Here is an 18,633-nt window from a genome sequence, read left to right on the forward strand (position 1 = left end):
CTCGCCGGGCCCGATGCCTACACTGGTGCGATGAATCTCATGGGGCCGGGCGGCCGCCAGCGCAACCTGGCGTCGGTGCTGGGGCTCCTCCACCGGAACGGCCCCCTCTCCCGCGCGGCCCTGACCGACGCCACGGGCCTGAACCGCTCCACCATCGCCGACCTCGTCGGCGAGCTCTCCCGCGCCGGCATTGTCGAAGAGCGCGCCCCCGATCCGGCGCGCCGCGTCGGACGCCCCTCCCCCATCGTCGCGATCGACCCCCGCGTGGTCGCCGTCGCGGTCAACCCCGAGGTCGATGCGATCACCCTCGCCGTCGTCCGGCTCGATCAGAGCATCGTCCTCCGCGAGCGCCACGAGGTTCCCCGCGCCCCGGAGCCGGAGGAGACCGCGCGCCTCATCGCCGATCGCGTCGCCCACTGGCGCGCGAACACCATCCCCGACGCGCTGATCGTCGGGATCGGCCTCGCCGTCCCCGGCCTGGTGCGGGCCTCCGACGGCCTCGTCCGCGACGCCCCCCACCTGCACTGGCGCGACACCCCGCTCCGCGAACTGGTGGAGGATGCCGCGGGCCTTCCCACGCGGGTCGGCAACGACGCGAGCCTCGGCGCCATGGCCGAGCACCTCTTCGGCGCGGCGCGCGACGTCGGCGACGTCGTGTACCTGAACGGCGGCGCGAGCGGCATCGGCGGCGGACTCATCATCGGCGGCATCCCCGTAGGCGGAGCCGACGGGTACGCCGGCGAGTTCGGCCAGAATCGCCCCGGCATCGCCGACGAGAGCGACCGCCGCGCGAGCGGAGGGGTCCTCGAAGACGAAGTGAGCCGCGCCCGCCTGCTCGACGCCGTGGGCCTCGAGTCGGCCGACGAGCCGACGCTCGCCGCCGCCGTGGCCGCCGCGGTGGCCGGAGACGACCCCGACGACCCGATCCGCTGCGAGGTCGAGCGGCAGCGCCGCATCCTCGCGACGGCCCTCGGCAACGCGGTGAACGTGCTGAACCCGTCGGTCGTGGTGCTCGGCGGCTTCCTCGCGACCCTCGCCGAGGTCGACGTCGCCGACCTGCGGGATCGCGTGCGGGGGCAGGCGATGTCCGCCTCCACCGAGACCCTCGAGCTGCGCTCGGCGTGCCTCGCCGAAGACCGCCTGCTCATCGGGGCCGCCGAGCTCGCCTTCGCCGGCATCCTCGCCGATCCGGCTCTGCCGACCAGCGCGGAGGATGCCGAACGGGACCTCGTCAGCGGGGCGGCGCCGTCGTCTCCCTGACGATCAACCGCGTCGCCAGTCCGATGTGGGTGGACTCGGGCGTCTCTCCGTTCATGAGGGCGACGAGGAGACCGGTGGCGGTGGCACCGAGCGCCTGCATGGGCTGACGCACGGTCGTGAGCGCGAGCGACCCCTGCGTGGCGTCGGGGATGTCGTCGAAGCCGACCACCGAGAGATCCCGCGGCACGGCGATCCCGAGGCGCGCGGCGACCTCGATCACCGCGAGGGCGGACAGGTCGTTGGCCGCGAAGACCGCCGTCGGCCGATCGGCGGATTCCAGCAGCAGCCGCGCCTGCTCCCGCACCGTCTCGGGGTGGTACATGCCCACGCGTACCAGTGCGGGGTCGTACGCGATGCCGGCATCCGAGAGCGCCCGACGGTAGCCGGCGTCCCGCAGGATCGACGACCGCAGATCCGGGCGTCCGGCGATGAACCCGATGCGCCGGTGCCCGAGCTCGATGAGGTACCGCGTCGCCTCGCGCGCGCCGGTGAAGCTGTCGGATTCGACGGTGGGGAGGTCGGCACGGCCGGTGTGCGGGTCGACCGCCACGATCGGCACCTCCGCCGTGACGCCGAGGACCGTCGGGGTCACCATGATGACGCCGTCGATGAGGGTCCCGCTCAGGCGGCTGAGCGAGCGGCGCTCCCACCCCTCGCCGTTCGGCTGCCGGGACCCGCTGTAGGCGAGGAGATCGTAGTGGGTGTCGCGGAGGGCGCGCCCCACGCCCTTCATGATCTCGGCGCTGAACGGCTCGAAGTCGGCCACGAGCACCCCGATGACCCCGGTACGGCGCGAGCGCATGCTGCTGGCGACGAGGCTCGATTCGTACCCGAGCTCGGCGACGACGCGGAGCACGCGCTCGACGGTGTCAGCGGCCACGCCGTACCGACCGTTGACCGCTTTGGACACGGTCGCCGGTGAGACGCCGGCAGCCTTGGCGACGTCGGTGATGGTGGGACGCATGCTCATGAGGGCTGATCGTAGCCCGGATTGAAAATGATTTCGAAAACGTTTGACATTGTTGGAAAGCCCGCGAAAAATGAGATCCGCCCGAGGGGTCCACCCACAGCAATCGGGCGTTCGCAGCGCACCTCGAGGATCGAGCGTGCACCTCAACGAAGAGAACAGGTGAGTCACATGAAGGCCAGAAGATTCGCAGCGGGCGCCGTGTCCCTGCTCGCCGGCGCGCTCGTATTGAGCGCCTGCACCGGCGGCGGCGGAGACGGGGATGCCGGTGACGGCAGCGTCAGCATGACTCTGTGGCAGAACTCCACGACCGGTCCCGGTCAGGCGTTCTGGCAGAACGCGATCGACACGTTCATGGAAGAGAATCCGAACGTCACGATCGAGATGCAGTCGGTCCAGAACGAAGACATGGACGGCCTGCTCCAGACCGCCCTCAACGCCGGCGACCCGCCGGACATCTTCCTCCAGCGCGGTGGCGGAAAGCTCGCCGACATGGTCAACGCCGGTCAGCTGAAGGACCTCACGGACCTCATCTCGGACGACATCCGCGCCGAGATCCCCGAGGGCTCCTTCGCGGCGGAGACCTACCAGGGCCAGGTCTGGGCGATGCCGCTGTCGGTTCTGCCCGGAGGCTTCTTCTACAGCGAGGACGCGTTCGCCGCGGCCGGCATCGAGGAGACCCCCGAGACGATCGCCGAGCTCGAGGACGCCGTCGAGGCCATCAAGGGCACCGGCATGGAGCCGATCGCCCTGGGCGCCCAGGACGCGTGGCCCGCCGCGCACTGGTACTACTTCTTCGCGATCCGCGAGTGCAGCCCCGAGGTCATCGAGGAGACCGGCGACAGCAAGGACTTCAGCGACGAGTGCTGGACGCGCGCCGCCGAAGACCTGCAGGAGTTCGCCGCGATCGAGCCGTTCAACCAGGGCTTCCTGACCACCCCGGCCCAGCAGGGCGCCGGCAGCTCGGCGGGTCTCATCGCGAACCGTCAGGCCGCGATGGAGCTCATGGGCGCGTGGAACCCCGGCGTCATCGCCTCGCTCACGCCCGACGAGCAGCCCCTCCCCGACCTCGCCTGGTTCCCCTTCCCCGAGATCGAGGGTGGCGAAGGCCTCCCCGGCTCGATGATGGGTGGCGTCGACGGCTACTCGTGCGCCGCACAGGCTCCGGACGAGTGCGCCGACTTCCTGAACTTCGTCGCCAGCGCCGAGCAGCAGGAGCTCTACTACGAGGCCTTCCAGTCGCCGCCGGTGAACACCGTCGCCCAGGAGGCCGTCACCGAGCCCTACCTGCAGCAGATCCTCGAGGCGTACAACAACGCCCCGTTCGTCTCGCAGTGGCTCGACACCGTCCTCGGCCAGAACGTCGGCAACGCCCTGAACGTGGCGGTCGTCGACATGCTCGCCGGGAACAGTGACCCCGAGCGCTTCCTCCAGACCGTCAACGCGGCGGGCGCGCAGGGCTGAGCATGTCCACACGCGAGATGTCCTCCACGGACTCCGATCTCGCGCAGCACGACGGGGGCGGCGTCACGTCGCCCCCGTCCGTGCGGCGGGGTAAGAGTCGTCCACGCGGCCTGGGTTGGTCCGGTCGCCTGGAAGTCCTCCTCATGGTCGGCCCCGCCGTCATCTTCTTCGTCGGGTTCGTCATCTTCCCGGTCATCATGGCCGCCTACTACGGGTTCTTCCGCTGGTCGGGCTTCGGCCCGGCGATCGACTTCGTCGGCCTCCGGAACTACTTCGTCATCTTCAGCGACCCGAACTTCCAGGCGGCCCTCGGGCACAACGTCTTCATCGTCGTGATGTCGCTGATCATGCAGGGTCCGGTCGCGATCCTGCTGGCGCTGCTTCTCAACCGCAAGATGCGCGGTCAGTCCGTCATCCGCGTCCTGATCTTCGTCCCCTACGTCATCGCCGAGGTCGTCGTCGGTACGGGCTTCAGCCTGCTGCTCGCGACCCGCGGCGCCCTCAACGACTTCCTCGAGAACGCCGGACTCGGCTTCCTCGCCTCCGACTGGCTGAGCGACCCGGCCATCGCCATCTGGACGCTCATGGCGATCCTGACCTGGAAGTACGTCGGCTTCGCCGTCATCCTCTTCCTCGCGGGCTTGCAGAGTGTTCCGGAGGAGCTGTACGAGGCCGCCGCCATCGACGGTGCGTCCTACTGGCAGATCCAGCGGCGGATCACCCTGCCGCTGCTCGGACCCACGATCCGCATCTGGGCGTTCCTGTCGATCATCGGCGCCCTGCAGCTGTTCGACCTCGTCTACATCATCTGGGGCCAGTACGTCGCCTCCGTCGCCGGGACCAACACGATGGCCATCTACATGGTCGCCACCGGTCGCAACGCCGGCAACTTCGGCTACGGCAACGCTGTCGCCGTGGTCATCTTCCTCATCTCGCTCGTCGTCGCCCTGATCTACCAGCGCTACGTGCTGCGGCGCGACACCGCGGGCGCGATCACCGAAAGGGGTGCCGGATGAGCACCATGACCATCACCACCCGTCGCGCCGCCGACAAGCGTCGGGGCGGCATCCGGCCCGCTCCCGGCCCGAAGCTGCCGTGGGGTCCGCCGAGCGTCTACTTCATCGCGCTCGTGGTCATCGGACTCATGCTCGGTCCGGTGCTGTACATCATCATCGGCGGGTTCCGCAGCAACTCCGAGATCACCGTCAACCCGTCGGGCCTTCCGACCGAGTGGCGCTGGGAGAACTACGCCAGCGTCCTGACGGCCCCGCAGTTCTGGACGCAGGTGGGCAACTCGACGATCGTCGGCCTCGCCACCACCGCCGGAGCCGTCGCGCTCGGCCTCATGGCCAGCTACGTCATCGGCCGGTACAGCTTCCGCGGCCGCGGCGCGCTCTACGCGCTCTTCGCCGCGGGACTGATGTTCCCCATCACGGTGGCCATCACGCCGCTGTACATCGTCATCCGCAACCTCGGCCTGATGAACAGCCTCCCGGGCGTCATCCTGCCGCAGATCGCGTTCGCGCTCCCGGTCACGATCATCATCCTGGTGCCGTTCCTGCGGGCGATCCCGGACGAGATCCAGGAAGCCGCGTACATCGACGGATGCGGACGCCTGGCGTTCTTCTGGCGCATGGTGCTGCCGCTGGCGATCCCCGGCGTCATCACGGTGTCGATCCTCGCCTTCATCGGTAGCTGGAACGCCTACCTCCTCCCGCTGTTCATCCTCAACAACGAGGCGGCGTTCACGCTGCCCCTCGGTGTGCAGCAGTTCTCCTCCCAGTACTCCGTCGACACCGCCCGGGTGCTCGCGTTCACCTCGCTCTCGATGCTCCCCGCGCTGATCTTCTTCAGCCTGTTCGAGCGTCGGATCGTCGGTGGACTCACCGGCGCCGTCAAGGGCTGACCGCCGCATCCGCTCGCGAAGCGCCTCGGCTCGTCAAGAAAGCAGAATCGTGACAACTCCCGCCGTTCCGGCATCCCCTCGCGTCCTCGAGCTCCTCGGGCGCATGACCATCGAAGAGAAGGTGGCCCAGCTCGTGGGCTTCTGGATCGACCAGGGCGACGACGTCGTGGCGCCCATGGCCGGCGAGATGAAGACCTCGACGCGCTTCGAGGACGCCATCACGGACGGCATCGGCCACTTCACCCGCGTCTACGGGACACGTCCCGTCGACCCGCAGGCGCGGGCGGAGTGGCTGTGGGCCGAGCAGCGGCGCCTGCAGACCGAGACGCGTCTCGGCATCCCCGCGCTCGTGCACGAGGAGTGCCTCACCGGCCTCGCGGCGTGGAAGGCCGCGACGTTCCCGACGCCGCTGGCGTGGGGAGCGGCCTTCGACCCGGATGCCGTCGAGGAGATGGGGCGGCTGATCGGCGCCTCGATGCGCGAGCTCGGCATCCACCAGGGCCTCGCCCCGGTGCTCGACGTCATCCGCGACCCCCGCTGGGGCCGGGTGGACGAGTGCATCGCCGAGGATCCCTACGTCGTCGGCACGATCGCGACCGCGTACGTCCGCGGACTGCAGGATGAGGGCGTCCACGCCACCCTGAAGCACTTCGTCGGCTACTCGGCGACGCAGGCCGGGCGCAACCACGCGCCCGTCCACGCGGGCCGGCGCGAGATCGAGGACGTGTTCCTCCCGCCGTTCGAGATGGCCGTCCGCGACGGCGGCGTCCGCTCGGTGATGAACTCCTACGCCGAGATCGACGGCGTCCCGGTCGCCGCATCCCGCGAGTACCTGACCGAGCTCCTCCGCGAGCGGTGGGGCTTCGACGGGGTCGTGGTCTCGGACTACTTCTCCGTGGCGTTCCTGAAGTCCATGCACGCCGTCGCCGCCGACCTCGGCGAGGCCGCGCAGATCGCTCTCGAAGCGGGCATCGACGTCGAGCTGCCGACCGGGGACGCGTTCCTGGCCCTGGCCGATCGCGTCCGCGACGGCATCCTGAGCCCTGAGGTCCTCGACCTCGCGGTGACGCGGGTGCTCGTGCAGAAGGAGGAGCTCGGACTCCTCGACGCCGACTTCTCGACCCCGCCGAGCGAGGTCGACCTGGACACCCCCGCCCACCGGGCGCTCGCACGTCGCCTCGCCGAGGAGGGGACGGTGCTCCTCACCAACGACGGCGTGCTCCCCCTCGCGCCGGACACGCGCCGCATCGCGGTCCTCGGCCCCAACGCCGACAGCGCCGAGGCGCTCATGGGCTGCTACTCGTTCGCCAACCACGTCCTGGCCCACCACCCCGGGACCGAGATGGGCTTCGAGATCCCGACGGTGCTCGAGGCGCTCCGCTCCGCGTTGCCGGATGCCGAGATCAGCCACGCCGCCGGCTGCGCGGTCGAGGGAGACGACACCTCGGGGATCGCCGAGGCGGTCGACCTTGCCCGCGCCGCCGACGTGGCGGTCGTGGTCGTCGGCGACCGCGCGGGCCTGTTCGGGCGCGGCACCGTGGGCGAGGGAAACGACGTCGAATCGCTCGACCTGCCGGGCGCTCAGCGCGCACTCGTGCAGGCGGTCGCGGCCACCGGCACCCCCGTCGTGATGGTGATGCTCACCGGGCGCCCCTACGCCATCGCGTGGGCGGTCGAGGGCGACGCACGCCCCGGCGCGGTCGTCCAGGCGTTCTTCCCGGGCGAAGAGGGCGGCACGGCCCTGGCGCGGATCCTGACCGGCGCCGTGTCGCCGTCCGGACGCCTCCCCGTCTCGCTGCCGCGGTCGGCGGGTGCGCAGCCGTACTCGTACATGCACCCCATCCTCAGCGGTCCTTCGGACGTCACGAGCGCCGACAGCACCCCGGTGCTCCCGTTCGGGCACGGTCTCAGCTACGCCTCCTTCCGGCACGAGGACCTCACGGCGGATGCCGAGGTCCGGGCGGGACGGAGCTTCCGCGTCTCGGTCACCGTCCGCAACGACGGCGCGATCGCCGCCGACGACATCGTGCAGCTCTACGGGCACGACCTCGTCGGGAGCATCACGCGTCCCACCGCGCAGCTCCTGGCCTACCGGCGCGTCGCGCTGCAGCCGGGGCAGTCGATGCGGGTGGCCTTCGAGGTCCCGACGCAACGGCTGGCGTTCAGCGACCGCTCCTACACCCGCATCGTCGAGCCGGGCGACGTCGACCTGTGGGTCGGGCCCTCCAGCGCCGTCCGCGAGGCCACCGCGCGGATCTCGATCGTGGGCGACGTGCACCGCGTGCAGGCCGACGACCCCCGGGTCGCGACATCCGTCGTCTCGTCCCTCCCCCGTGCGACGGCGGTCGACTCCGACGCCGTCGCCGCGGGTTCGCCGATCCCCGTCTCCGTCGGCTGACCCGCCCTTCTCTGCTCGTGGCCCCGGCGGACGGTTCGCCGGGGCCACGAGCGGAACCGGACGATCCGTCCCACCGGGGCCGCGAGCGCGCGGGTATCGTCGGGAGGAAGCGAAGGAAGGCCCACCATGTCGATCTCCACCGACCGCCGCCCCCGAACCGAAGCCGAACTCCAGCAGATGGCCAAAGACCACCTGTGGATGCACTTCGCACGCCAGTCGGTGATGACCGACGGCCCCGGCGTCCCGATCATCGTCAAGGGCGAGGGCCACCACATCTGGGACTCGCAGGGCAAGCGCTACATCGACGGTCTCGCCGGCCTGTTCGTCGTCGCGGCAGGTCACGGGCGCAAGCGCATCGCCGAGGCCGCGGCCAAGCAGGCGGAGCAGCTGGCGTTCTTCCCGATCTGGTCGTACGCGCACCCCGCCGCGATCGAACTCGCCGACCGCATCGCCGACTATGCGCCCGGCGACCTCAACAAGGTCTTCTTCTCCACCGGCGGCGGCGAGGCCGTCGAGACCGCCTTCAAGCTCGCCAAGTACTACTGGAAGCTGCAGGGCAAGCCCACCAAGCACAAGGTCATCTCGCGCTCCGTGGCCTACCACGGCACCCCGCAGGGCGCCCTCGCCATCACGGGCATCCCCGCGATGAAGGAGATGTTCGAGCCCCTCACCCCCGGCGGTTTCCGCGTGCCGAACACCAACTTCTACCGCGCGAGCGATATGGGCGCCCCCACCGGGAGCCTCGAGGAGTTCGGGGTCTGGGCGGCCGACCGCATCGAGGAGATGATCCAGTTCGAGGGCCCCGACACCGTCGCGGCCGTGTTCCTGGAGCCCGTGCAGAACTCCGGCGGCTGCTTCCCGCCGCCCCCCGGCTACTTCCAGCGCGTGCGCGAGATCTGCGACAAGTACGACGTGCTCCTCGTCTCGGACGAGGTGATCTGCGCCTTCGGCCGGATCGGCCACATGTTCGCGTGCGACGCCTACGGCTACCAGCCCGACATGATCACCTTCGCCAAGGCCGTCACGAGCGGGTACTCCCCGCTCGGCGGAACGGTGATCAGCGACCGGATCTACGAGCCCTTCGCCCACGGCGACCGCGCGTTCTACCACGGCTACACCTTCGGCGGACACCCGGTCTCGGCCGCCGTGGCGATGGAGAACCTCGACATCTTCGAAGAGGAGGGGCTCCCCGAGCGCGTGCGCGAGAACTCACCGCTGTTCCGGCAGACCCTGGAGAAGCTCACCGACCTCCCGATCGTCGGCGACGTGCGCGGCGACGGCTACTTCTTCGGCATCGAGCTGGTCAAGGACAAGGCGACGAAGGAGACGTTCGACGACGACGAATCCGAGCGGCTCCTGCGCGGCTTCCTTTCCAAGGCGCTCTTCGATGCGGGCCTCTACTGCCGCGCCGACGACCGAGGCGACCCGGTCATCCAGCTGGCCCCGCCGCTGACCATCGGCCCGAGTGAGTTCGTCGAGATCGAGCAGATTCTGCGGAGCGTCCTCACGGAGGCGTGGACGCGTCTGTAACGCTTCGGAGACACGTGTCCAAAAGCGTCTGCGGATGCCGCGCAGGATGCCCCCGGGGGGTTTAGAGTTCATCCGTGGGAACCATTTACTACGGCGGGTCGGACACTCCGATCCACATCGAAGACCGCGCGCTGGCGCACCTCAAGGTCGTCATCGCCACCAAGCTCCGTCGCGATGAGACGTTCACCCTGTCGTGGACGCATCCCGATGATCAGCCGCGGGGTCGCAGCACCATCTGGCTGCACCCCTCCATTCCCCTGCGGTTCGTCTTCGACGATCCGGAGCCCACGGAACTGAGCCGCGAATGGATCGAGGAACTCGCGAACTCCGCCAACTCCTCCGGGGGCATCACCCTCGTCGCCGAGCACTTCGACACCGGGCCCATCCCGATCGTGTCCGACGCAGACGCCGACGGCGCGGGAGTCATCTCGGGCGACGGCGGCGTGAACCTCGGCAACGTCGAGGTCGACCACCTCGAGATCGACAAGCTCAGCGTCGAGAACATCTCGCGCGGCGAAGGACAGATCGAGAGCTGACGCGCGTGTTGCGCGCCCCGGGGGTCAGCCGCGCTCGGGGGTGTCGTCGGCGGGCGGCTCGGGCAGGATGTGCAGCCCGTGCGGGCCGCTGGCCGCGAGCATCATCGCCTCCACCCAGTGACGGTTGATGCGCGGGTTGCGGCCGCCGTAGAAGTGGAACTGCATCGGCACGGACGGGTGCATCCAGAAGCTGCGTCGCCCCGATCCGTCACCCATCTCGGCGTCGAACATGAACGACTCCGACCGGCGCAGCTTGTTCATCACCACGATCCGCAGATGCGCCAGCGTACGGTCGTCGATCTCCACCGACGTCGCGGTGGAGTCGTAGATGAACCTGCCCATGGGATGAGCCTATTGCGGGGATCCCCCACGGGCGACCGGGCGGACGGAACCTCTACCGGCACCGACGCGATCCGCGTAGCGTCGGATCAGGCCGGACGATGTGGCCTCGACGACGAGGAGACCCCATGGGCACCCCCAGACCGCTGACCGCCGACACCTCCATCGCCGACTGGCTCGCCGATCCCGTCGGCAATGCGATCCTGACGGATCTGCTCGCGCAGGCCGGGCAGACGCCGGATGCGTTCAAGCCGGTACGGCGATTCGCCATCAAGCGCCTGGTCTCGCTCAGCCGCGGCGCCTTCACGCAGGAGATGCTCGACGAGATCGTCCGCCGCGCGCAGGCGGGCGAAAGCCCGGCGGGAACGATCGGCTCCGGGGCCGATCGTGCCGCGACCGCTCCGGCGCCGGACGCTCCCCCGACCTCCGCCGCCTCCGCCCCCGCGTGGGCGGAGCGTGTGGATCTCGGACGATTCTCGGGGCAGACCGTCATCGTCACCGGAGCGGGCTCGGGTATCGGCCGCGCCACGGCATCGCGCGTCGCGCGCGAGGGCGGGCGCGTCATCGCCGTCGATGTGAGTGCCGAGCGCTTGGACGACCTCGCCGCCGCTCTTCCGGACTCGGACGTGATGCCGCTCGTGGCCGACATCACCGACGACGCCGACGTCGCCCGGATCGTCGAAGCGGCCGGCGACCGGATCGACGGTCTGGCGAACGTCGCCGGGATCATGGACGACATGACCCCGGTCGGCGAGGTGACGGATGCGGTGTGGCAGCGCGTCTTCCGCGTCAACGTCGACGGCACCATGAAGCTCATGCGTGCGGTCATCCCCGCCATGCTCGCCCAGACGGCGGGATCCATCGTCAACATCGCCTCGGAGGCGGCGCTGCGCGGCTCGGCGGCGGGAGCGGCCTACACCGCGTCGAAGCACGCCGTGGTCGGGCTGACGCGCTCGAGTGCCTTCGTCTACGGTCCGAGCGGCATCCGTGTGAATGCCGTCGCCCCCGGTCCGACGATCACGAACATCGAGGCGTCCTTCGCGTCTCCGCTGGCCGCCGAGCGGATCCAGACCGCCATGGTCGTCATGCCCGATCCTGCCGTCGCCGAGGCTGTGGCGGCATCCATCACCTTCCTCCTCTCGGACGACGGCGTGAACGTCTCCGGCGCCATCCTGCCGAGCGACGGAGGATGGTCGGCCGCGTGAGACGCGGGCGGGCGGCTCAGAAGGGCCAGATCAGCGGCACGTAGAAGACTGCCATCAGCAGGAAGAAGATCGCCAGCGGCACGCCGAGGCGCCAGTAGTCGCCGAACCGGTAGCCCGCCGGTTCCATCACCATGAGGTTCGCCGGCGTCGCGATCGGGGTGAAGAACGCCGCGGCGCCCGCCACCGTGAGCGCCATCATGAACGGCTGGATCGACAGGTCGAGACTCGTCGACACCGCGGCGGCGATCGGCGCGACGATGAGGACCGTCGCGGCGTTGCTGATGAGCTGACCGAGCACGAGCGTGAGCACGCACAGGGCGAACAGCGCCACGCGCGGACCCGAGTCCCCCAGGAGGCTGAGCAGCCAGCCGGCGACGAGGTCGGCGGTGCCGGTCTCGAAGACGGCGGTGGAGAGCGGGATCATCCCGGCGATGAGGATCACCGTCGTCCACGACACCGCCTGGTAGGCCTGGTTCACGCTGACCGCACGCGTGACGACGAGCGCGCCGGCGGCAAGGAGCGCGGCGGCCGCGGGCGGGACGAGACCGGTTGCGAGGAGCACGATCATGAGGCCGAGGATCACCAGCGACCGCCGCGCACCCCGCCCGAGCGGCACCGAGCGCCGGAGGCGGTCCGGCGCGTCGACGGCGAGCATGCCGGGAAGCGCGGCGTGCCGGACGAGGTCGTCCCACTCGCCCTGCAGGAGGAGGACATCGCCGATCTGCAGCACGAGCTCCTGGCCGCGCGCCGGTTCGTCGCCGCGACGCACGGCGAGGATCACGAGATCGCCGCCCGGGGTCTTCATCCCGGGGGCGATCCGTTCCCCGATCAGCGGCGAACGCGGCCCGACGACGATCTCGGTCACACCGCTCTGCGGACCGAGGATCGTGCCGGTGTCGAGGGTCAGGTCGTACTGCTGCCGGAGCAGCCGCGCGTGGCGGGCGAGGTCCACGGGCATGAGCGCCCCCTCGCGCACCGGCAGCAGCCGATCGCCGAGGAGGAGCAGGATCGCGATGGTCCCGATGACCAGCGGGATCCCGACGAGCGCGAACTCGGCGTACCCGAACGCACGGCCGCCGTTCTGGGCGGCGAAGTCCGACACGATGATGTTCACCGGCGTCCCGGTGAGGAGGAGCAGCGACCCCGCGGAGGCGGCGAAGGCCAGCGGCATCAGCAGCCGCGAGCTCGGGATGCCCGCGCGGGCGGCGACGACCACGACCAGTGGCAGGAGGGCCGCGACCGCCCCGTTGATGCTGATGAACGCGGTCAGCACGGCGACGAGGAGCGAGATCACCCCGACGAGGATGCCGCGGCGCGTGCCCGCCCGGCCGATGACCTTCTGCCCCGCCCACGCGGTGACCCCCGACGAATCGAGCGCCTCGCTCACGACGAAGAGCGCGGCGATGAAGAGGACGGTGGGATCGCCGAAGCCGGCGAGCGCCTGCGGCAGGGTGAGGACACCCGTGAAGAACAGCGCGAGCGCCACGGCGACTGCGACCACCGCGAGCGGCACGCGGTTGCTGATGAACGCCACGACCGCGACCGCCAGGATGACGAGGGTGGCGATGATGGGGTCCATGCCCTCAGCATGCCATCGCGCGCGCGGCGGCGTGGCGGCCGCGGGCCGGGACTACTCCGGACCGCGGCCGCGGCGTGTCAGAGGCTCAGCGCGTCAGAGACCGGCGAGCGCGGCGTCGAGGTCGGCGAGGAGGTCCTCGACGCTCTCGATGCCGACCGACAGCCGCACGAGGCGCTCCGGAACGGCGAGCTCGGTGCCGCGAACGGAGGCGTGCGTCATCTCATCGGGGTAGTTCATCAGCGACTCGACACCGCCCAGCGACTCGGCGAGCTGGAACAGCCGCGTCGACTCGGCGAAGCGGCGCGCCGCCGCGGCATCCGCCAGCTCGAGAGACACGATGCCGCCGAAGCCGGACATCTGCGAGGCGGCGAGCGCGTGGCCGGGGTGGCCGGGGAGGCCCGGGTAGTGGACGGCGGCGACGCGCGGGTCGGCGGAGAGATGCTCGGCGATCCGCTGCGCGCTCTCGGAGTGGCGCCGCATCCGCAGCTCGAGGGTCTTGATGCCGCGCGTGGTGAGCCACGCGTCGAGCGGCCCCGAGACGGCGCCGACGGCGAACTGCAGGAACTTCGCCTTCTCGTACAGCGCGTCGTCGTTGAGGACGAGCGCGCCGCCGACGACGTCGGAGTGCCCGCCGAGGTACTTCGTCGTCGAGTGCACCACGACGTCCGCGCCGAGGGCGAGCGGCTGCTGCAGCGCCGGCGAGGCGAAGGTGTTGTCCACGACGACAAAGGCGCCGGCGTCGTGTCCGAGCCGCGCGAGACCGGCGATGTCGGTGATGCGGAGCATCGGGTTGCTCGGGGTCTCGACCCAGACGATCTGGGGCGCGCGTTCGGCGATCGCGGCGGCGACGGCATCCAGATCGCTCATGTCGACGACGCGGAGCTTCACGCCCCAGCCGCCGAGCACACGGGAGAGCAGGCGGTACGTGCCGCCGTAGACGTCGTTGCCGAGCAGCACCTCGTCACCCGGGACGAGGGCGGCGCGCAGCAGCGCGTCCTCGGCGGCGAGACCGGACGAGAACGACAGGGCGTGCTGGGCGCCCTCGAGTGCGGCGAGCTGGGTCTCGAGTGCGGTGCGGGTCGGGTTGCCGCTCCGGCCGTACTCGTAGCCCTGGCGGAGGCCGCCGATGCCGTCCTGCGCGTAGGTGGTGGAGAAGTGCACCGGCGGGATGACCGCGCCGGTCGTGGGGTCGAAGGACTGGCCGGCGTGGACGGCGCGCGTGCCGAAGCCGCGCTCGCGGGAGTCGCTTCCGTGGGTGTCGCTCATGCCTGGTCTCCTTCGCCGGCGAGGGCGGTGTCGGTCTCGGGGTGGGGGTCGGTCGGGAGGGAGGGGATGCGGCCCGGGATGTCGGATGCCGGGATGACGGCATCCGGATCGAAGCCCTGCGCGCGCATCCAGTCGTCGTCGAAGATCTTGCTGAGGTAGCCGCGGCCGTGATCGGGGAGGAGCACGACCATGACGGCCTCGGCGGGGAGCGTGCGGGCCGCGCGGAGGGCCCCGACCACCGCCATGCCGCTGGAGCCGCCCACGAAGAGGCCTTCCTCGCGGGCGAGACGACGGGTCATCGCGAACGACTCGGCGTCGCCGACGCGGTGGATCTCGTCGACGATCGTCGGGTCGTAGGCCTTCGGCCAGATGTCCTCGCCGACGCCTTCGACGTGGTACCCGTGGACGGGACCGCCGGAGTACAGCGACCCCTCGGGGTCGACGCCGACGATGCGGACCGTGCCGCCGGACGCCTCGCGGAGGTAGCGACCGGTGCCGGTGATCGTGCCGCCGGTGCCGACGCTCGCGACGAAGTGCGTGATGCGCCCGTCGGTGTCGCGCCAGATCTCGGGGCCGGTGGATTCGAAGTGGCTGCGGGGGCCGTTGGGGTTGTCGTACTGGTTCGGCTTGAAGGCGCCGGGGATCTCCTCGGCGAGGCGGTCGGACACCTTGTAGTACGACTGCGGGTCGTCGGCCTCCACCGCCGTGGGCGTCACCACGACCTCGGCGCCGTAGGCCCGGAGGATCGCCCGCTTGTCCTCGGCGACCTTGTCGGGCACGACGAAGACGCAGTTGTAACCCCGCTGCTGTGCGATCAGCGCCAGCCCGACGCCGGTGTTGCCGCTCGTGGCCTCGACGATCGTGCCGCCCGGCTTCAGGAGTCCGTCGCGCTCGGCGGCGTCGACGATGTTGCGGGCGATGCGGTCCTTCGCGGACCCGCCGGGGTTGGCGTGCTCGATCTTGGCGAGCACGGTGGCGGAGATGCCCTCGGTGACGCGGTTCAGTCGGACGAGGGGGGTGTCACCGATGAGATCGATGACGCTGTGGGCGTAGCGCACGGTGGTTTCCTGAGGTGTCGGCGCCGAAGGGCGCGGTCGTCGGGTTGCGGAAGAAAAGGGTGAAGCGAGCGCTTCAGAGACAGCAACGACGACAACGACAGGTCAGCACGCGCGACAGTCTAGCCCGCCCCGCGGGCACGCGCGACCGTCCCCCGTCCGCTCGTCCGTACCGGCTCGGCGCGGGCGCCGGCGCGAGCCGAACTCCTCAGATCCGCCGGGTACGCCCGCGCACAGGCCGGGTTGCGGCCGGTTCGGCGACGTTTGTGAGGAGTTCGGCCCGCCGGACCGCGAGCAAGGTGGGCGGGCGGTGCCGGCACCGTTGCGGGCCGAACTCCTCGAATCCGCCGGGTACGCCCGCGCACAGGCCGGGTTGCGGCCGGTTCGGCGACGTTTCTGAGGAGTTCGGCACGCGAGACCCGCGAGCCGACGGCGGCCACGGGATCGCGATGGGTCGCGCGCGTCAGTCGGCGGCGTTGATGTCGAAGTCGACGAAGCGCTGGTCGTCGCTGGTGAGGTGCGCACGCAGGGGGACGCGGATGCCGAGGGCACGCTCGATCTCGGCGCGGACGTGACGGCTGAGGTCATCATCGGGCGCGCCGCGCACCTCGTGGCGCGCGCTGACGCTGAGATAGGGCCACCAGTTCTCGATCGGCGGCAACGGGAGTTGCTCTTCCATTCGACCTCCTGACCGCCAGTCTGCGCGCGTGTCACCTGGAACGCGGAGGGGGTTGACAGCCCCTCCGCTCGCGCCTCGTCCTGTGCTCAGAGATGGACTTCGTGCCCCTCGTCGTCCCACATCTCGTCACCCGAGACCTCGGGGGCGTCGTCGGGGATCGGGATGAGGGCGAGCGGCACTCCTGCTGAGATCAGGAGATAGGACGGACGAGGCTCCCCCTCCCCGTCGTTGACCTGCAGCCAGTGGGTGCCCTGTGCCAGTCCGGTGAGGATCTCGTCCTGCAGCTCGGTGAGCGACCGCCCGCCGACGCTGTAGTGGTCGCCGCCGTAGGCGATGTCAATGCGTTTCATCGGTGGCCCCCTTCGGTGCGACGTCCATCGGCTCAGGGACGAGGTAGAGCCCGGCGGGCGAGTTGGCGGTGTAGGCGAGCGCGTCGATCCACGCCATGTTCAAGCGTGGCTTGCGACTGCCGTAGTACTTGTACACGAGCGACGAACGCGGATGCACCCACACCGTGGTGCGACCGTCACCGATGCTGGAGTCGTCCTTCCAGGTGAAATGGAACGGTTCGCCGCGGCGCAGCTTCGCGCCGATCACCAGCTGCAGGTGTGCGAGGGTGCGGTCTTCGAAGTCGACTTTGACCGACCCGTCGTAGATGAACTTGCCCATGAGGATCCCCTCGATGTCCAGAAACCGGGCCCGCGGTGTGCGAGAAGCGATGCGAGGAGCAGCCCGGGGTGTTTCCGTCGACGATGGCAGGCCGGGAACGGGGGCACCATCCTGTTGACGCAGGGCACCCAGCGGGCTAGGCCAATGGGCGCGCACGTCCGCGTCAGGTGGCGGGTCGCCGCGTGAACGGCGGGCGGGCGGGGATCGGGGCGGGCTTGCGACCGGGGCGGATCGCCTCTCCCGTGGCGAGCTCGGCGGCATCCGTGAAGATGTCGTCGAGGCGCCGATAGTGGCGCACGATGCCGCCGGCGCGCACCCAGGCGGCGTCGTAGCCGCCACTGTCGGGCTGTTCGATGTAGGCGACCACCTTGGCGGGGTCGCTCGCGGCCGCCGACCGGTCGCACAGACGCCACGAGCGCGCGCTCAGAGCCTCTAGCACCAGGTGGCGGACGGGTTCGGTCTTCATGGGATCCTCATGTCGGTTGCAGGACGACCTTGATGCACCCGTCGTCCTTCTTCTGGAACTTCTCGTAGAGATCCGGGGCCTCGGCGAGGCCGGCCCGGTGGGTGACGAGGTCGTCGAGACCCAGCGGGTCGTCGTCGGCCTCGGCGTAGGGGCGGAGATCGTCGATCCACCGCTTGACGTTGCACTGGCCCATCCGCAGCGTGAGCTGCTTGTCGAACATCGTCTTCATCGGCATGACATCGCTGTCGCCGACGTAGACGCCGCTGATGGAGATGGTCCCGCCGCGACGCACCATGTCCACCGACGCGTGGAGGGCGGCGAGACGGTCGACGCCGGTGTTCTCCATCACAGGTCGTGCGAGCGCGTCCGGAAGCGCCGCGGTCACGGCATGCGCGGCGTGGGCGAAGGGACTGCCGTGCGCCTCGAGTCCGACAGCGTCGATGACGGCATCCGCTCCTCGGCCCTGAGTGTGGGCGATGACGCGCGCGACGTCGTCGTCACCCTCCCAGGCCTCCACGCCGTGCCGGACGGCCATCGCACGACGTTCGGGAACGGGGTCGATGCCGATCACGCGGTGCCCCCGCTGCACGCCGATGCGCGCCGCCAGCTGGCCGACGGGGCCGAGTCCGAGCACGACCAGCGTGGACGGCTCGCTGAGGCCGGTGTACTCCACCGCCTGCCAGGCCGTGGGGAGGATGTCGCTGAGGAACAGGTAGCGCTCATCGGGGAGGTCGGTGCCGACCGGGATCGTGTTCTCGTCGGCGAGCGGGACGCGGAGGAGCTCGGCCTGCCCGCCGGGCACCTGACCGTAGAGCTTGGTGTACCCGAAGAGCGAGGCTCCGGTGCCGTAGTGGTCGTTCTGCGTCGTCTCGCACTGCGACTGCAGCCCACGGCGGCACATGAAGCATCGCCCGCACGCGATGTTGAACGGCACGACGACACGGTCGCCGGGCCGGAGGGTGACGACGTCGCGTCCCACCGCCTCGACGATGCCCATGGACTCGTGGCCGAGAATGTCGCCGCGGTCGAGGAACGGACCGAAAAGTTCGTAGAGGTGAAGGTCCGAGCCGCAGATCGCGGTGGAGGTGATGCGCACGATCGCGTCGGTGGGTTCTTCCAGCCGAGGATCGGGCTCATCGGTGACGGCGACATGACGTCGCCCCTGCCAGGTGACTGCCTTCATGGGCGAAGCCTCTCCCGCGCACCTGACAACAGTGGAGGGGGTTGACAGGCGCGAGGGGGGAGGCGTACCCGCGCGCCGCGCACGCGACGATGCCCGTCCCGAAACCGGGACGGGCATCGTCGACCTGCGAC

The 18,633-nt window shown here is 70.3% G+C and carries 16 protein-coding genes and 2 pseudogenes; 8 read left to right on the forward strand and 10 right to left on the reverse strand.

Going from position 1 to position 18,633, the window contains the following annotated elements; all coding sequences use genetic code 11:
• Nucleotides 1-30 precede the first annotated feature (30 nt).
• Nucleotides 31-1,260: an ROK family protein gene (locus KZC50_RS02815; RefSeq protein WP_310890552.1), complete on the forward strand. Its 1,230-nt coding sequence runs from the start codon at nt 31-33 to the stop codon at nt 1,258-1,260.
• Here KZC50_RS02815 and KZC50_RS02820 read toward each other — a convergent pair.
• Entirely contained in the window at nt 1,232-2,230 is a 999-nt protein-coding gene (locus KZC50_RS02820; protein WP_053546455.1) for a LacI family DNA-binding transcriptional regulator, read from the reverse strand. The genes KZC50_RS02815 and KZC50_RS02820 overlap by 29 nt on opposite strands.
• Before the next feature lie 168 nt (nt 2,231-2,398).
• On the opposite strand from KZC50_RS02820, the gene KZC50_RS02825 reads away from it, so the two are divergent.
• The 6 genes and pseudogenes from KZC50_RS02825 to KZC50_RS02850 all read left to right on the forward strand — a co-directional run.
• A complete protein-coding gene (locus KZC50_RS02825; RefSeq protein ID WP_310890553.1) occupies nt 2,399-3,691 on the forward strand; it encodes an ABC transporter substrate-binding protein in 1,293 nt (430 codons plus the stop codon).
• 2 nt (nt 3,692-3,693) lie between these two features.
• Complete coding sequence (locus KZC50_RS02830) at nt 3,694-4,707, forward strand: carbohydrate ABC transporter permease (protein WP_301131995.1); 1,014 nt, start codon at nt 3,694-3,696, stop codon at nt 4,705-4,707.
• A gap of 5 nt (nt 4,708-4,712) precedes the next feature.
• Nucleotides 4,713-5,597: a carbohydrate ABC transporter permease gene (locus tag KZC50_RS02835; RefSeq protein ID WP_156305115.1), complete on the forward strand. Its 885-nt coding sequence runs from the start codon at nt 4,713-4,715 to the stop codon at nt 5,595-5,597.
• Between the two features lie 49 nt (nt 5,598-5,646).
• Nucleotides 5,647-7,995, forward strand: coding sequence for a beta-xylosidase/alpha-l-arabinosidase (locus KZC50_RS02840; RefSeq protein ID WP_486336249.1), 2,349 nt, complete (start codon nt 5,647-5,649; stop codon nt 7,993-7,995).
• A gap of 126 nt (nt 7,996-8,121) precedes the next feature.
• Complete coding sequence (locus KZC50_RS02845; protein WP_053546460.1) at nt 8,122-9,525, forward strand: aspartate aminotransferase family protein; 1,404 nt, start codon at nt 8,122-8,124, stop codon at nt 9,523-9,525.
• 74 nt (nt 9,526-9,599) lie between these two features.
• Nucleotides 9,600-9,899: pseudogene (locus KZC50_RS02850) on the forward strand (DUF7882 family protein); the annotation flags it as partial.
• 186 nt (nt 9,900-10,085) lie between these two features.
• Here KZC50_RS02850 and KZC50_RS02855 read toward each other — a convergent pair.
• Nucleotides 10,086-10,403: a DUF7882 family protein gene (locus tag KZC50_RS02855; protein WP_053546461.1), complete on the reverse strand. Its 318-nt coding sequence runs from the start codon at nt 10,401-10,403 to the stop codon at nt 10,086-10,088.
• A 125-nt stretch (nt 10,404-10,528) separates the two neighbouring features.
• Between KZC50_RS02855 and KZC50_RS02860 the strand changes: the two genes are divergently transcribed.
• Nucleotides 10,529-11,605: an SDR family NAD(P)-dependent oxidoreductase gene (locus KZC50_RS02860; protein WP_310890555.1), complete on the forward strand. Its 1,077-nt coding sequence runs from the start codon at nt 10,529-10,531 to the stop codon at nt 11,603-11,605.
• Nucleotides 11,606-11,621: 16 nt separating this feature from the next.
• On the opposite strand, the gene KZC50_RS02865 is transcribed toward KZC50_RS02860, so the two are convergent.
• The 8 genes and pseudogenes from KZC50_RS02865 to KZC50_RS02900 all read right to left on the reverse strand — a co-directional run bounded on the left by KZC50_RS02865 (nt 11,622) and on the right by KZC50_RS02900 (nt 18,502).
• Nucleotides 11,622-13,184 (reverse strand): SLC13 family permease, encoded by a 1,563-nt coding sequence (locus KZC50_RS02865; RefSeq protein WP_310890556.1) that lies wholly within the window; start codon nt 13,182-13,184, stop codon nt 11,622-11,624.
• A gap of 93 nt (nt 13,185-13,277) precedes the next feature.
• Nucleotides 13,278-14,450, reverse strand: a complete 1,173-nt coding sequence (locus tag KZC50_RS02870; RefSeq protein WP_310890557.1) for a cystathionine gamma-synthase — start codon at nt 14,448-14,450, stop codon at nt 13,278-13,280.
• A 38-nt stretch (nt 14,451-14,488) separates the two neighbouring features.
• Nucleotides 14,489-15,508, reverse strand: a pseudogene (locus KZC50_RS02875) (PLP-dependent cysteine synthase family protein); the annotation flags it as partial.
• A gap of 460 nt (nt 15,509-15,968) precedes the next feature.
• On the reverse strand, nt 15,969-16,184 hold the full coding sequence (locus KZC50_RS02880) for a hypothetical protein (protein WP_236967880.1): 216 nt from the start codon (nt 16,182-16,184) through the stop codon (nt 15,969-15,971).
• 86 nt (nt 16,185-16,270) lie between these two features.
• Complete coding sequence (locus KZC50_RS02885) at nt 16,271-16,534, reverse strand: hypothetical protein (RefSeq protein ID WP_310890558.1); 264 nt, start codon at nt 16,532-16,534, stop codon at nt 16,271-16,273.
• The gene (locus KZC50_RS02890; RefSeq protein WP_236967878.1) at nt 16,521-16,853 is read right to left on the reverse strand and encodes a DUF7882 family protein; all 333 of its coding nucleotides are present in this window, start codon (nt 16,851-16,853) and stop codon (nt 16,521-16,523) included. The genes KZC50_RS02885 and KZC50_RS02890 overlap by 14 nt, the downstream gene beginning before the upstream one ends.
• Nucleotides 16,854-17,016: 163 nt before the next feature.
• The gene (locus tag KZC50_RS02895) at nt 17,017-17,319 is read right to left on the reverse strand and encodes a hypothetical protein (RefSeq protein WP_310890559.1); all 303 of its coding nucleotides are present in this window, start codon (nt 17,317-17,319) and stop codon (nt 17,017-17,019) included.
• A 7-nt stretch (nt 17,320-17,326) separates the two neighbouring features.
• A complete protein-coding gene (locus KZC50_RS02900) occupies nt 17,327-18,502 on the reverse strand; it encodes an alcohol dehydrogenase catalytic domain-containing protein (RefSeq protein WP_310890560.1) in 1,176 nt (391 codons plus the stop codon).
• Nucleotides 18,503-18,633: the final 131 nt, after the last annotated feature.

Origin of the sequence: Microbacterium aurantiacum, assembly GCF_031625015.1 — a bacterium.
In the GTDB taxonomy this organism is placed as follows: Bacteria; Actinomycetota; Actinomycetes; order Actinomycetales; family Microbacteriaceae; genus Microbacterium; species Microbacterium aurantiacum.